This is a genomic window from Marivita sp. (assembly GCF_051251565.1).
Taxonomy (GTDB): domain Bacteria; phylum Pseudomonadota; class Alphaproteobacteria; order Rhodobacterales; family Rhodobacteraceae; genus Marivita.
In genome coordinates, this window is the sequence record NZ_JBPOFB010000035.1 from 1 (window position 1) to 11668 (window position 11668).

14 protein-coding genes are annotated in these 11668 nt (G+C 56.2%); 9 read left to right on the forward strand and 5 right to left on the reverse strand.

The window, feature by feature from the left end:
• Nucleotides 1-301 precede the first annotated feature (301 nt).
• The 5 genes from ACSHXH_RS18605 to ACSHXH_RS18625 all read right to left on the reverse strand — a co-directional run bounded on the left by ACSHXH_RS18605 (nt 302) and on the right by ACSHXH_RS18625 (nt 3974).
• Complete coding sequence (locus ACSHXH_RS18605; RefSeq protein ID WP_435673297.1) at nt 302-406, reverse strand: DUF2474 family protein; 105 nt, start codon at nt 404-406, stop codon at nt 302-304.
• On the reverse strand, nt 406-1410 hold the full coding sequence (cydB, locus tag ACSHXH_RS18610; protein ID WP_435673298.1) for a cytochrome d ubiquinol oxidase subunit II: 1005 nt from the start codon (nt 1408-1410) through the stop codon (nt 406-408). Before cydB ends, ACSHXH_RS18605 begins: the two co-directional genes overlap by 1 nt.
• Before the next feature lie 10 nt (nt 1411-1420).
• Nucleotides 1421-2833 carry a cytochrome ubiquinol oxidase subunit I gene (locus ACSHXH_RS18615; protein ID WP_435673299.1) on the reverse strand — a complete coding sequence of 471 codons (1413 nt, stop codon included), beginning with the start codon at nt 2831-2833 and terminating at the stop codon, nt 1421-1423.
• Between the two features lie 61 nt (nt 2834-2894).
• Nucleotides 2895-3323, reverse strand: a complete 429-nt coding sequence (locus ACSHXH_RS18620) for an EF-hand domain-containing protein (protein ID WP_435673300.1) — start codon at nt 3321-3323, stop codon at nt 2895-2897.
• Nucleotides 3324-3338: 15 nt separating this feature from the next.
• Complete coding sequence (locus tag ACSHXH_RS18625) at nt 3339-3974, reverse strand: peroxiredoxin (protein ID WP_435673301.1); 636 nt, start codon at nt 3972-3974, stop codon at nt 3339-3341.
• A 120-nt stretch (nt 3975-4094) separates the two neighbouring features.
• Between ACSHXH_RS18625 and ACSHXH_RS18630 the strand changes: the two genes are divergently transcribed.
• The 9 genes from ACSHXH_RS18630 (at nt 4095) to ACSHXH_RS18670 (ending at nt 11367) form a co-directional block, all read left to right on the forward strand.
• On the forward strand, nt 4095-4565 hold the full coding sequence (locus ACSHXH_RS18630; protein WP_435673302.1) for an Rrf2 family transcriptional regulator: 471 nt from the start codon (nt 4095-4097) through the stop codon (nt 4563-4565).
• Nucleotides 4562-5227 (forward strand): Crp/Fnr family transcriptional regulator, encoded by a 666-nt coding sequence (locus ACSHXH_RS18635; RefSeq protein WP_435673303.1) that lies wholly within the window; start codon nt 4562-4564, stop codon nt 5225-5227. The genes ACSHXH_RS18630 and ACSHXH_RS18635 overlap by 4 nt, the downstream gene beginning before the upstream one ends.
• Nucleotides 5228-5317: 90 nt before the next feature.
• Nucleotides 5318-5530 carry a YgaP family membrane protein gene (locus ACSHXH_RS18640; RefSeq protein ID WP_435673304.1) on the forward strand — a complete coding sequence of 71 codons (213 nt, stop codon included), beginning with the start codon at nt 5318-5320 and terminating at the stop codon, nt 5528-5530.
• A gap of 2 nt (nt 5531-5532) precedes the next feature.
• Nucleotides 5533-5964: a YeeE/YedE family protein gene (locus tag ACSHXH_RS18645; RefSeq protein WP_435673305.1), complete on the forward strand. Its 432-nt coding sequence runs from the start codon at nt 5533-5535 to the stop codon at nt 5962-5964.
• Between the two features lie 3 nt (nt 5965-5967).
• Nucleotides 5968-6399 (forward strand): DUF6691 family protein, encoded by a 432-nt coding sequence (locus ACSHXH_RS18650; protein WP_435673306.1) that lies wholly within the window; start codon nt 5968-5970, stop codon nt 6397-6399.
• The gene (locus ACSHXH_RS18655; protein WP_435673307.1) at nt 6396-6959 is read left to right on the forward strand and encodes a hypothetical protein; all 564 of its coding nucleotides are present in this window, start codon (nt 6396-6398) and stop codon (nt 6957-6959) included. The genes ACSHXH_RS18650 and ACSHXH_RS18655 overlap by 4 nt, the downstream gene beginning before the upstream one ends.
• A 27-nt stretch (nt 6960-6986) precedes the next feature.
• Nucleotides 6987-7868, forward strand: coding sequence for an MBL fold metallo-hydrolase (locus ACSHXH_RS18660; RefSeq protein ID WP_435673308.1), 882 nt, complete (start codon nt 6987-6989; stop codon nt 7866-7868).
• Between the two features lie 13 nt (nt 7869-7881).
• Nucleotides 7882-9561 carry a TIGR01244 family sulfur transferase gene (locus ACSHXH_RS18665; protein ID WP_435673309.1) on the forward strand — a complete coding sequence of 560 codons (1680 nt, stop codon included), beginning with the start codon at nt 7882-7884 and terminating at the stop codon, nt 9559-9561.
• Nucleotides 9562-9639: 78 nt separating this feature from the next.
• A complete protein-coding gene (locus tag ACSHXH_RS18670; RefSeq protein WP_435673310.1) occupies nt 9640-11367 on the forward strand; it encodes a SulP family inorganic anion transporter in 1728 nt (575 codons plus the stop codon).
• Nucleotides 11368-11668: the final 301 nt, after the last annotated feature.

An 11668-nucleotide genomic window follows, 5' to 3' on the forward strand; every position in this document is an offset into this window, starting at 1 on the left:
TCGCGCAGCAGAACAACCGGCCATTCGTGCAGGTGGCAGCATGGATCAAGCGGCGAACTTACAGGTCGCGGGACTTTGCCGTCATTCGTTTTCCCTGCTTCGCTTGCGCAGCATTCCCCCGCGCGCGCAGCAACAATGTTGCAGCAACGGTTAGATTTCCGCCGAAGCCGCCATTCGAACGGGCAACTGACAGGTTGCAGCATCGGTAAAGGGGGGAGAACTCGAGTGGTTCCCAGGCGCGCGATATTTTTTGACCGTGGTAGCGGCAATAAGTCGTCTAAAGCCACGCTATTGCCCAAGGTCAGATGACCAGTTTTATCGCATAGGCCACAATACCCAAGGCAAGTACACTGCCCAGCCATAGCCCGACAAACCACAGCCATTTTCGCATAAGAGTGCCCAACATCAGTGATACCCCTCGGCTGGGTCCATTTTGCCGCGAAACACCCAGTAGGCATAGGCAGTATAGCCCAAAATGATGGGTATAAGTATCACAGCACCCACAAGCGCAAAGGCCAGACTGCTATCTGGGGCCGCTACGTCCCAAATGCTCAGCGACGGGGGCACCATCATGGGATAAAAGCTGATGCCGATCCCAACAAAACTAACAGTAAAAAATCCTAACGCGGAGAGGAAGGGCTGTAGGTCTTTTAGGTCATTTAGTCCTCGGAAGAACGACCAAACCAGAGCCAGCATGACCACAGGCACAATCATGGTCCAGAGGCTGCCGGGAAGACTAAACCAGCGCTGGAAGTAGATTGGATCTTGAAACGGGGTCAGAAGGCTGATCAACCCGATAAGGCTCAGTGTCGCAGCACCCAGATACCATGCATAGTTGCGCATCTGGTTCTGCAATGCGTTTTCGGTTTTCAGGACCAGCCATGTGGCCCCCAACAAGGCATAGCCGACAACGACTGCGACCCCAGTCAGGATCGAGAACGGTGTGAGCCAGTCAAACCAGCCGCCCGAATAGGCGCGATCTGTCACTTCAATCCCTTGCACCAGCGCCCCGAGCGCCACGCCCTGACACAGCGCCGCGATAAGCGATCCTCCAAAGAATGCGGCGTCCCATACGCCACGCCAGCGGGTCGTGCGCCAGCGGTATTCGAACGAGACCCCGCGAAACACAAGCGCCAAAAGCATCACGGTGATCGGCATATAGAGCGCAGGCATAATGACGGCATAGGCCAGCGGGAACACCGCAAACAGCCCGCCGCCGCCCAGCACAAGCCATGTTTCATTGCCATCCCAGACAGGTGCGACCGAATTCATCATCAAATCGCGGTCACCGTCAGATTTTGCAAAAGGAAACAGGATCCCAAGGCCAAGGTCGAACCCGTCGAGAACAACATAGGTGAGGACCGCAAAGGCGATCAGCCCAGCCCAAATGAATGCGAGGTCAAAAATCATTGTGGCTCTCCTATTCGCCCGGGATGAATGTGTCGTCGATCTGCGGGGCTGGCGTGATGCCAGCCGTGCGGATCGGGCCGTCAGCGAGTCCAAGTTTCGGGGTTGAGGGGCGTTTGTTCATCATCCGAAGGATGTAAAAGGTGCCCGCGCCGAAGACGAAGAAATAGACGATGATAAAAGCGATCAGCGAGGCCGCGACAGCGGGCGCATCAATCGGCGCGAGGCTATCTGACGTGCGCAGCAGGCCGTAAACCGTATAGGGTTGACGTCCGACTTCGGTGGTGATCCAGCCAGCCAATACAGCGATAAAACCCGTTGGTCCCATAAGGATGCACGCGCGATGCAGCCATGGCGCATCAAACAACCGCCCCTTCCAGCGTGCCCAAGCAGACCACGCGCCCAAACCCAGCATCAGAAAGCCAAGCCCGACCATGATGCGGAAGGACCAGAAAACGATGCCCACAGGCGGCTGATCCTCGTCGGGGATCGTGTCGAGGCCCATCACGGGCTCATCGAGCGGCTTTTCAAAGATCAGGTTGCCGAGGCCGGGGATGCCGACCGCGTAATCCAGCCTCTGCTCATCGTCATTGGGAATGCCGAACAGATAGAGCGGTGCCCAGCCTTCGGGGTGGCTTTCATAGTGCCCTTCCATCGCCATGATTTTCACCGGTTGATGTTCGAGCGTGTTCAGCCCGTGCTCATGACCTGCTGCAATCTGAAGTGGCGTCACCAGAAGCGCCATCCACATTGCCATAGAGAACATGCGCCGCGCCTCTTTGTCGCCGCGATCCCGCAACAGGTGCAATCCACCCACAGCGCCGACCACCAGTGCAGTCGTCAAGAAAGCTGCCAGCACCATATGGACAAGGCGGTAGGGGAAAGACGGGTTAAAGACGATCGCCCACCAGTCTTCGGGGACGAACTGACCCACCTCATTGATGCCAAAGCCCGCAGGCGTCTGCATCCAACTGTTCACTGACAAAATCCACGTCGCAGACATCAAGGTGCCGAAGGCAACCATCGCCGTGGCGAACATGTGCAGTCGCTCTCCAACCCGTTCTCGCCCGAACAGCATGATCCCAAGGAAACCAGCTTCAAGGAAGAACGCAGACAGCACTTCGTAGGCCATCAAAGGCCCAACCACTGGACCGGCCCTATCCGAAAATACCGCCCAATTTGTCCCGAATTGGTAGGACATGACGATGCCCGAGACGACACCCATGCCGAATGCGACCGCGAAGATCTTTTTCCAATAATTGAACAGCGTCAGATAAGTCTCATCGCGCGTGCGAAGCCACATGCCATTCAGGACCGCCAAAAAACTGGCAAGTCCGATGGAGAACGCCGGGAAGATAATGTGGAACGACACGGTGAACGCGAATTGAACCCGCGCCAGCGTTTCTGCGGAAAAACCGTCTAACATGATTGGCCTCTTGGACTGGGATGAAAAGCCAAGGCCCAGGCAGGGCCTTAGCGTCGTAGACTTAGCCGCGAGGGCCGAAATCAGCAGACGTCACACCACCACTTTCATCACGATCAATGATCGCAAGCCAGTCAGCAGCCTTGGCAAGGAACTCCGCCTCGCTGACCTGTCCGTCGCCATTTGTGTCGTTGAAGGTCAGAGCCATGCCTTCTTGCACCCGGCCCATTTTGCCGCCGGCGTGGGCGCTTTGGCCTTCCATGTCAGCAGCCCGTGCATCGTCGAAGTAGGTGTATTCTTCTTGGTCAAGAAACCCGTTTTCATCCGAGTCAAAAGTATAGAATACATCACCGCGCTTTTGCTCAAGCTCAGCAAGGGTGACTGTGCCGTCGGCGTTAAGATCCCAGTTCTCAATAAAATGCGAGCCGGGGGCACCCTGCGCCGCAACAGAAAGCGGAAAAAGGGCGGCGAGCGCGAAAGTTGTAAATTTCATAGTGTTTCCTTTGGGTTATGCAGCGTCGATATCGACGGTGCGCAGATATGGGCGGATTTCATCAAAGCCTTGCGGAAACTTCGCAGTCGCTTCGGCATTTGAAACAGAGGGCGGGATAATCGCACGGTCACCAGGCCGCCAATCGGCTGGCAAAGCCACCCCTTTGGCGTCGCTTGTTTGTAGCGCATCAATGACCCGCAGTATTTCATCAAAGTTGCGCCCCACGCTCATCGGGTAGGTCATGGACAGGCGCAGTTTCTTGTCAGGATCAATGATGAACACGGAACGGACGGCGGCGGTGACGGATTCACCGGGATGGATCATCTCATAAAGCTTCGCGATCTCACAATCTGGGTCAGCAACGATGGGAAAGCGCAGGGTCGTGTTTTGCGTGTCGTTCACATCCTCGATCCATTTCAGATGCTCTGCGACGCCGTCAGTGCTAAGCCCGATGGGCTTTACTCTGCGCTTGGCAAAGTCTTCGGCCAACTGGGCGGTGCGCCCCATCTCTGTCGTGCAAACGGGTGTGAAATCTGCCGGATGGCTGAAGAAAAACGCCCACTCAGCGCCGATCCAGTCATGGAAGGAAATCGGGCCGGTCGTTGTCTCGGCAGTAAAGTCGGGAACGGTGTCTCCAAGAAGCAAGGTCATGGTCATCTCCAATTTGTGTTTGCACCTGACCTAGTGGCGCGCCCAGCCCCTTTCAGTGACAATGTCACGCAACTTGCAAAAAGTTCTACTTTTGATATATCTTTAATTTGGGAGGACGTCATGAAGCTCACATCATATACAAATTTCGCTATGCGTTCGTTGCAGTTAGCCGCTTTGAAATCGCCTGATCTCATCCGGGTCGATGACGTGGTTCGCGTGCATGGCCTCGCGCGTCCGCACATTGTCAAAATTGTGCATGAGCTCGGGGTGGCCGGATACATTGAAACACAACGCGGGCGTGGCGGTGGATTTCGTTTGGCCCGTCCCGCAGAAGAGATCATCGTCGGCGACGTCGTGCGGCTGACGGAAGGCCCGCTTGATTTGGTTGAATGCTTCAACCCGGAAAACAACACCTGTCCCCTGATCGGCATCTGCAAACTGTCGCGCGCCCTGCAAGATGCCACCCGTGCCTTTATGGCAGTTCTCGATGACCTCACTTTAGCCGATATTGCATCGAACCGAAGCGACCTGCTGGCCCGTATCGCACCCTTGGAGAACGGCATCACCATCCCGAAACGGAGTGCGAAATGACAGATATTGATTGGACAGAACGCTTTAAGGGCACGGCCGCCTTGCCCCCCGCGATCCGCAAGAGGTTGAATGCGACCGCGCGGATAATCCAGATAAAAAAGGGAGATCAGGTCTTTGGGCCTATGAATATTCCTGACAGTTTGTTCTTCCTGTATGACGGTCGCATCCGCGTCTCCCAAAGCTCCGACAATGGGCGCGAGATCGTGCTGTACCGGGTCGATGCGGGTGAAAGCTGCGTGCTGACAACCGCCTGCATGTTGGCTGAGGAGGCTTATAATGCCGAGGGCATTGCCGAGACGGATGTGACTGCGGTGGTCCTGCCAAAGCCTGCGTTTGACCGTCTTGCCGCCGAGGAAGACACCTTTCGCAACTTTGTTTTTGCCGCCTATTCGCGCCGATTAATTGATCTGTTGCGCGTCGTTGATGACGTCGCTTTTGGTCGCATTGATGTGCGGTTGGCAGAGCGGCTGTTGACGCTGGGCGACGGCCTGAAAGAAATCCGTACAACCCATCAGGAGCTGGCCAGCGAGCTTGGCACCGCCCGCGAAGTGATTTCCCGCGTGTTGAATGATTTCCACAAGCGCGACCTGATCGAACAGTCCCGTGGCGTCATAACATTTCGAAACAAGGCCGGTTTGGGCGCGATCGCCGAAAGCGTTTAGAAAGGTTTCTTTGAGTTAGGTGACAATGTCACTGAAGACGTTTTGGTAAAGTTATATCTCAATGTCAACTTCTAACCCAAGGAGACGACTATGACCATCAACGTAGGCACTACCGACCGCATCTTGCGCGCCGCTCTTGGTGCGGTCCTGCTTTTTCTGGCCTTCTTCAGCGGCCTGCCCGCCTTTGACGCCGGAATTGTGAAATACGGCGCAGCCATTGTTGGCGTTGTGATGCTCGTTGTGGCAGCGGTGCGCATGTGCCCGATCTATAGCATCTTCGGCATCAAGACGTGTCGGGTATAAACATGGCGACAGATTTCACACCTTTCGCCTCACTCACGGGTGGTCTTGCGATTGGCCTTGGTGCGGTCTTGTTGATGCTTGGACTTGGCCGCATCCTTGGCGCGACCGGTATCATGTCTGGCCTGGTCTTTGCCGAAAGTCGCGAAGAGGCCTCATGGCGGATCGCGATGGTCATCGGAATGATCGCTGCACCCGGTGTGATCTTTCTGGCAAGTGGCACCATGCCCACCGTTGATGTCCCGGTCAGCCCGGCCTTGATCGCCATTGGTGGCGTGATTGTCGGGCTTGGTGCAAGTCTCGGTTCGGGCTGCACATCTGGCCACGGTGTCTGCGGCCTGTCGCGCCTGTCGATCAGATCGCTGGTTGCAGTTCCAACCTTCATGGCCACTGCGGCTGTCACCGTTTTCATCCTTCGCCACGTGATCGGAGCCTGATCCATGAAACTGCTTTTCGCCGGTCTAACAGGCCTTGTCTTTGGCATCGGGATCGCCCTTTCGGGGATGATGAACCCGGCCAAAGTGCTAAATTTCTTTGATGTTGCGGGGACCTGGGATCCCAGCCTTGCATTTGTGATGGGTGGTGCTTTGGTTGTCACTGGTATTGGCTATCGCCTTGCGTGGCGCAGGGCGCAGCCGCTGTTTGGCGGCAAGTTCCAAGTGCCCACCAATACACAGATTGATCGCAACCTTATCGGTGGCTCTGCCCTATTTGGCATCGGTTGGGGTATCGCCGGATTCTGCCCCGGCGCTGCGATCCCGGCGCTTGGGACAGGCCGCTGGGAGGTTGCTTTGTTCATCGGCGCTGTGATTGCCGGTTTCATGCTGCGCCGCGTGCTGGCACGAATGGCACCGACGGCGTTGGTGCAATGAAACGGGGGGTGATCATAGGTGCCGGCATCGCCTTACTTGTGATCGGTGGCGTGGGATTTGCCGTTTCGCAATCCCATACCCACATGGGCCATGGCGCGGGCATGCATCAGCATGACGAAGCGACCATGCCCGGCCTGATAGGTGAAAACGCCAGCGCCGAGGAAAGCGCGGAAATTGCGCTGATGTTTCGCAATTTCGATACGATCACCCGCGAGGTGGAAAACCTTCCCAACGGTATCCGCACCGTGACGCGGTCCTCGGATGTGGCTGTGATGGATGCGCTTGTTAGCCACTCGGTCGGCATGATTGATCGGGTTGGACAAAGGGACGATCCCAAAATCCGCATCCAAAGCCCCACGCTGGATATTTTCTTCCTGCATGGTGACGAAATTCTCTCGAATGTTGAGATGACCGATGACGGTCTTGTCGTCATCCAAACCTCTGAAAACCCAGAAATAATTGCCGCGCTGCAAACCCATGCGGCCGAAGTCACCCAAATGGCGGATCGCGGCATGGCCGCTGTCCACGAGATGATGATGGAACAAGGGCGCGGCCACTGACTGCGTTTGATACCAAGGAGAATTAGAATGAATTACCCTGTGAATATGGACATTAAACCCGACGTTCAGGCCTTTTTCGACGACGCAACAAATACGATCAGCTACATCGTCAAAGATCCGACATCGGACGCTTGCGCGATTGTCGACAGCGTCATGGACATCGATTACGCCGCTGGCCGGATCACCTTCGATCACGCTGACGCATTGATCCGTCAAATTGAGACGCAGGGCCTGAAGTTGGAGTGGATCATTGAGACCCATGTCCATGCCGACCACCTAAGCGCGGCCCCCTACATTCAGGAAAAGCTGGGTGGCAAGATCGGTGTGGGATCGCAGATCACCACTGTGCAGGAAGTCTTTGGCAAGGTGTTCAACGAAGGCACCGAATTCCAGCGCGACGGCAGTCAGTTCGATGCGCTGTTTGAGGATGGTGACACCTATATGATCGGCAATATGCAGGCCTTTGCCATGTACACACCCGGCCATACGCCTGCCTGTATGGTACACGTCATGGGCAACGCAGCCTTTACGGGCGATACCCTGTTCATGCCCGACGGAGGATCGGCGCGCTGCGATTTTCCAGGCGGTTCTGCGGAAGAGCTATACGATAGCATTATGAAGGTGCTGGCCCTGCCCGACGACATGCGCCTGTTTATGTGCCATGATTACGGCCCGGGCGGGCGCGATATTCAGTGGGAAACCACTGTGGCCGATGAAAAGGCCTACAACATCCACGTGGGTGGCGACAAAACACGCGCAGACTTCATAAAATTCCGCACCGAACGTGATGCGCAATTGGGCATGCCGAAACTGATCATTCCGTCCCTTCAGGTGAACATGCGCGCGGGCGAAGTGCCGACCGACAAGGACGGCAACCCGATGCTTAAAGTGCCGGTGAACGGTTTGTAGGAGGAATAGGATCATGGAACTCAAGAAAATCACAGAAAAGACAACCGTCAGCGCGCAAATCATGCCCGCCGACATGGAGGCCATCAAAGCCGCCGGTATCCGCGCGATCATCTGCAACCGCCCCGATGGTGAAGGCGCAGATCAGCCCTCATTCGAGGAAATCGCAGCCGCCGCCAAAAAGGCCGGGATCGAGGCGCGCTATGTTCCTGTGCAGTCAGGCATGGTCAGCGACGACGACGTGGACGCCTTCTCGGCGGCCCTCAAAGATTTGCCACGCCCCGTATTGGCCTATTGCCGCACAGGCACACGCTCGGCGACGCTTTGGTCCTTTCATGAATCCAAAAAACGCCCCATGCCAGAGATCTTGGCTGCGACAAAGGCCGCGGGCTATGATATGAACGGCGTCGCGCGCCGTATCGCCAATGGTGGCAAGACACCGACTGATACGGGCGATGCACATTTCGACGTGGTCATTGTTGGCGCAGGTGCGGGCGGCATTTCTGTCGCGGCCAGTCTGAAGTCCCGAAAATCGGGGCTGTCGATTGCAGTAATTGATCCCGCAGACATCCATTATTACCAACCCGGTTGGACCATGGTCGGGGGCGGCATTTTCCAACCCGAACAGACGGCCAAAACGATGGGGTCCCTTATCCCGCGCGGCGTCAAATGGATCAAAGCCGCTGTCGCTGCGTTTGAGCCTAAAAACAACGCCGTCATTCTTGATGGTTGCCGTGTCGTCAAATACGACCGTTTGGTTGTCTGTCCCGGACTGAAGCTGGATTGGGAGGCCGTAGAAGGGCTTGAAGACACGTTAGGCCGCAACGGCGTGACGTCGAACTACCGCTATGATCTTGCGCCTTACACATGGCAGTTGGTTCAAGAACTGAAAGAAGGGCGCGCGTTGTTCACACAACCGCCCATGCCAATCAAATGTGCAGGTGCACCGCAAAAGGCAATGTATCTGTCTGGCGATGCATGGTTCCGCAATAAAGCACTGAAAAACATCGACATTCAATTCATGAATGCGGGCGGGGTTCTGTTCGGGGTCAAGGATTATGTTCCGGCTCTGATGGAGTACATTAAGAAGTACGACGCAACGCTGAACTATTTCCACAATCTGGTGTCAGTTGACGGCTCTGCCAAGACAGCGACGTTTAAGGTGGCAAAACCTGACACAGATCCCGAAATGGTCACAGTTGAGTTTGACATGATGCATGTGTGTCCGCCCCAGACTGCGCCGGACTTTATTCGCGTTTCGCCACTTGCGGATGCCGCAGGTTGGGTTGACGTGGATCAGGCGACGTTGCGGCACAAAACCTATGACAACATCTGGTCGCTTGGTGATGTGATGAACGCACCAAACGCCAAGACAGCCGCCGCCGCACGCAAGCAGGCGCCCACCGTGGCCGATAACATTGTCGCCGACATCCGGGGCCGCTCGCCCGTGTCTGCTTATGACGGCTACGGCTCGTGCCCCCTGACAGTAGAGCGCGGCAAAATCGTGCTGGCCGAATTTGGCTATGGCGTTGTGCTCAAACCCAGCTTTCCGTCTTTCCTTGTCGACGGCACCAAACCAACCCGCGCGGCATGGTTCCTAAAGGAAAAGTTGCTGCCGCCGATCTATTGGCAAGCCATGTTGAAGGGCAAGGAATGGATGGCCACACCCGAGAAACTGAAAGTCTCGGCGGACTAATCGCACACTGCATACGCAAGACCATTTAACGGGAAACCGCACGTCATATGCGGTTTCCCCTGATAGACTGAACACCCCATGACATCTTTTTCCCGCTACCTGCCGATCCTTGAATGGGGGCGGCACTATAATCGCTCAGCCCTGTCCAATGACATGATCGCTGCCGTGATCGTGACGATCATGTTGATCCCGCAATCGCTGGCCTACGCGCTGCTGGCGGGCCTGCCGCCCGAGGCGGGGATTTACGCCTCGATCGCGCCCATTGTCCTCTATGCGATCTTCGGTACCTCCAAAGCGCTCGCAGTAGGGCCAGTGGCGGTGGTGTCGCTATTGACGGCCTCCGCAATCGGGCAAGTGGCCGAAACAGGGACCGCAGGCTACGCCGTTGCCGCGCTCACATTGGCGGGGCTTTCCGGGGCGTTTCTGGTGCTCTTGGGCGTGTTCCGACTTGGGTTTCTGGCGAACTTTCTCAGCCACCCTGTCATCGCGGGCTTCATCACGGCATCGGGCATCTTGATTGCCACGAGCCAGCTCAAACACATCCTTGGGGTTAGCGCCCATGGGCATACGTTGCCTGAAATGCTTGGGTCCATCTTTGCACATCTGGATCAGATCAACTGGATCACAGTTGTTATCGGCGTCAGTGCGACCGGATTTTTATTCTGGGTGCGTGGCAACCTGAAACCTATGTTGAAACGGCTCGGGACGGGGCCATTGCTGACCGACCTTTTGGCCAAAGCTGGCCCTGTCGCCGCAGTGGTGACAACAACCCTTGCCGTCTGGGCCTTCGGCCTTGATGGCATGGGCGTGAACATCGTTGGTGATGTCCCGCAAAGCCTGCCGCCCTTCACGGTGCCCGGTCTTTCGCCCGATCTGATAAAATCCCTTCTGGTTCCTGCCATCCTAATATCCGTCATCGGCTTTGTCGAAAGCATTTCGGTGGCCCAGACACTGGCGGCCAAGAAACGCCAGCGGATCGACCCCAATCAGGAATTGATCGGGCTGGGGGCGGCCAACCTTGGTGCGGCCTTTACCGGCGGCTTTCCTGTCACAGGCGGCTTTTCGCGCTCGGTTGTGAATTTCGACGCAGGTTCTGAAACACCTGCGGCGGGGATTTACACTGCAATCGGCCTTGCGGTTGCGGCTGTCGCATTGACACCTCTGGTCTACTATCTGCCAAACGCGACCCTCGCCGCGACGATCATCGTCGCTGTGCTGTCACTGGTAGATTTTTCGATCCTGAAAAAGACTTGGGGCTACGCGCGGTCGGATTTCATCGCCGTCGCTGCAACTATTGTGCTGACCTTGGTCATGGGCGTCGAAGTTGGTGTCGCCAGCGGAGTGGCAATTTCTGTCCTGCTGCACCTCTACAAGACCTCGCGGCCCCATGTGGCCGAGGTCGGGCTTGTCCTCGGCACGCAACATTTTCGCAATGTGAAACGGCACAGCGTTGAAACCAACCGCCACGTGCTGACATTGCGTGTGGATGAAAGCCTTTATTTCGTCAACGCGCGCTTTCTTGAAGATCTGGTCCAGTCACGCGTCACCACCGGCTGCGAGATCAAAGATGTGATCTTGATGTTTTCAGCGGTCAATGAGGTGGATTTTTCCGCGCTCGAAAGCCTGGAAGCGATCAACCTGCGCCTGACCGATATGGACGTGGGGCTGCACCTGTCAGAGGTCAAGGGACCGGTCATGGACCGCCTGAAGAAATCACACCTCATCAGTGATCTGAACGGCAACGTATTCCTTTCACAATACGACGCTTGGGCAAATCTGACGCGCAAAAAGACTGCGGTTGAATAGCCTAAGCGTGCAATTCCTTGTCACTATGAGGCATCCCGTTCCTTGTGTTGCATAGTTGGAAGCGATTGTTTCGCCCAAGTTTGAATGGCTGGTTTTCAAGCTGCGAACCAGCATCAGATTTTATGCCTATGCAGTATTTTCAGCGCTGCGAGTGCACGCAGCACAAATTAGCGATGGCTGGGTTGGGCTCTTTCCAGCCGACTGCCGGTGCAGCAAATTGCTAATCGGCGGCTTCCCGCAAACTGACATTTGGTTTGGATGGTAGAATGGCCCGTCAGCGCGGTGCTGATGTCTGGGCCAG

What these genes read in the sequence shown, in the direction of transcription:
- ACSHXH_RS18640 (WP_435673304.1), top strand. Translation starts at nt 5,318, where the DNA reads ATGACCATCAACGTAGGCACTACCGACCGCATCTTGCGCGCCGCTCTT.
- ACSHXH_RS18615 (WP_435673299.1), bottom strand. Translation starts at nt 2,833, where the DNA reads ATGTTAGACGGTTTTTCCGCAGAAACGCTGGCGCGGGTTCAATTCGCG.
- ACSHXH_RS18650 (WP_435673306.1), top strand. Translation starts at nt 5,968, where the DNA reads ATGAAACTGCTTTTCGCCGGTCTAACAGGCCTTGTCTTTGGCATCGGG.
- ACSHXH_RS18660 (WP_435673308.1), top strand. Translation starts at nt 6,987, where the DNA reads ATGAATTACCCTGTGAATATGGACATTAAACCCGACGTTCAGGCCTTT.
- ACSHXH_RS18620 (WP_435673300.1), bottom strand. Translation starts at nt 3,323, where the DNA reads ATGAAATTTACAACTTTCGCGCTCGCCGCCCTTTTTCCGCTTTCTGTT.
- ACSHXH_RS18645 (WP_435673305.1), top strand. Translation starts at nt 5,533, where the DNA reads ATGGCGACAGATTTCACACCTTTCGCCTCACTCACGGGTGGTCTTGCG.
- ACSHXH_RS18625 (WP_435673301.1), bottom strand. Translation starts at nt 3,974, where the DNA reads ATGACCTTGCTTCTTGGAGACACCGTTCCCGACTTTACTGCCGAGACA.
- ACSHXH_RS18655 (WP_435673307.1), top strand. Translation starts at nt 6,396, where the DNA reads ATGAAACGGGGGGTGATCATAGGTGCCGGCATCGCCTTACTTGTGATC.
- cydB (WP_435673298.1), bottom strand. Translation starts at nt 1,410, where the DNA reads ATGATTTTTGACCTCGCATTCATTTGGGCTGGGCTGATCGCCTTTGCG.
- ACSHXH_RS18670 (WP_435673310.1), top strand. Translation starts at nt 9,640, where the DNA reads ATGACATCTTTTTCCCGCTACCTGCCGATCCTTGAATGGGGGCGGCAC.
- ACSHXH_RS18635 (WP_435673303.1), top strand. Translation starts at nt 4,562, where the DNA reads ATGACAGATATTGATTGGACAGAACGCTTTAAGGGCACGGCCGCCTTG.
- ACSHXH_RS18665 (WP_435673309.1), top strand. Translation starts at nt 7,882, where the DNA reads ATGGAACTCAAGAAAATCACAGAAAAGACAACCGTCAGCGCGCAAATC.
- ACSHXH_RS18605 (WP_435673297.1), bottom strand. Translation starts at nt 406, where the DNA reads ATGTTGGGCACTCTTATGCGAAAATGGCTGTGGTTTGTCGGGCTATGG.
- ACSHXH_RS18630 (WP_435673302.1), top strand. Translation starts at nt 4,095, where the DNA reads ATGAAGCTCACATCATATACAAATTTCGCTATGCGTTCGTTGCAGTTA.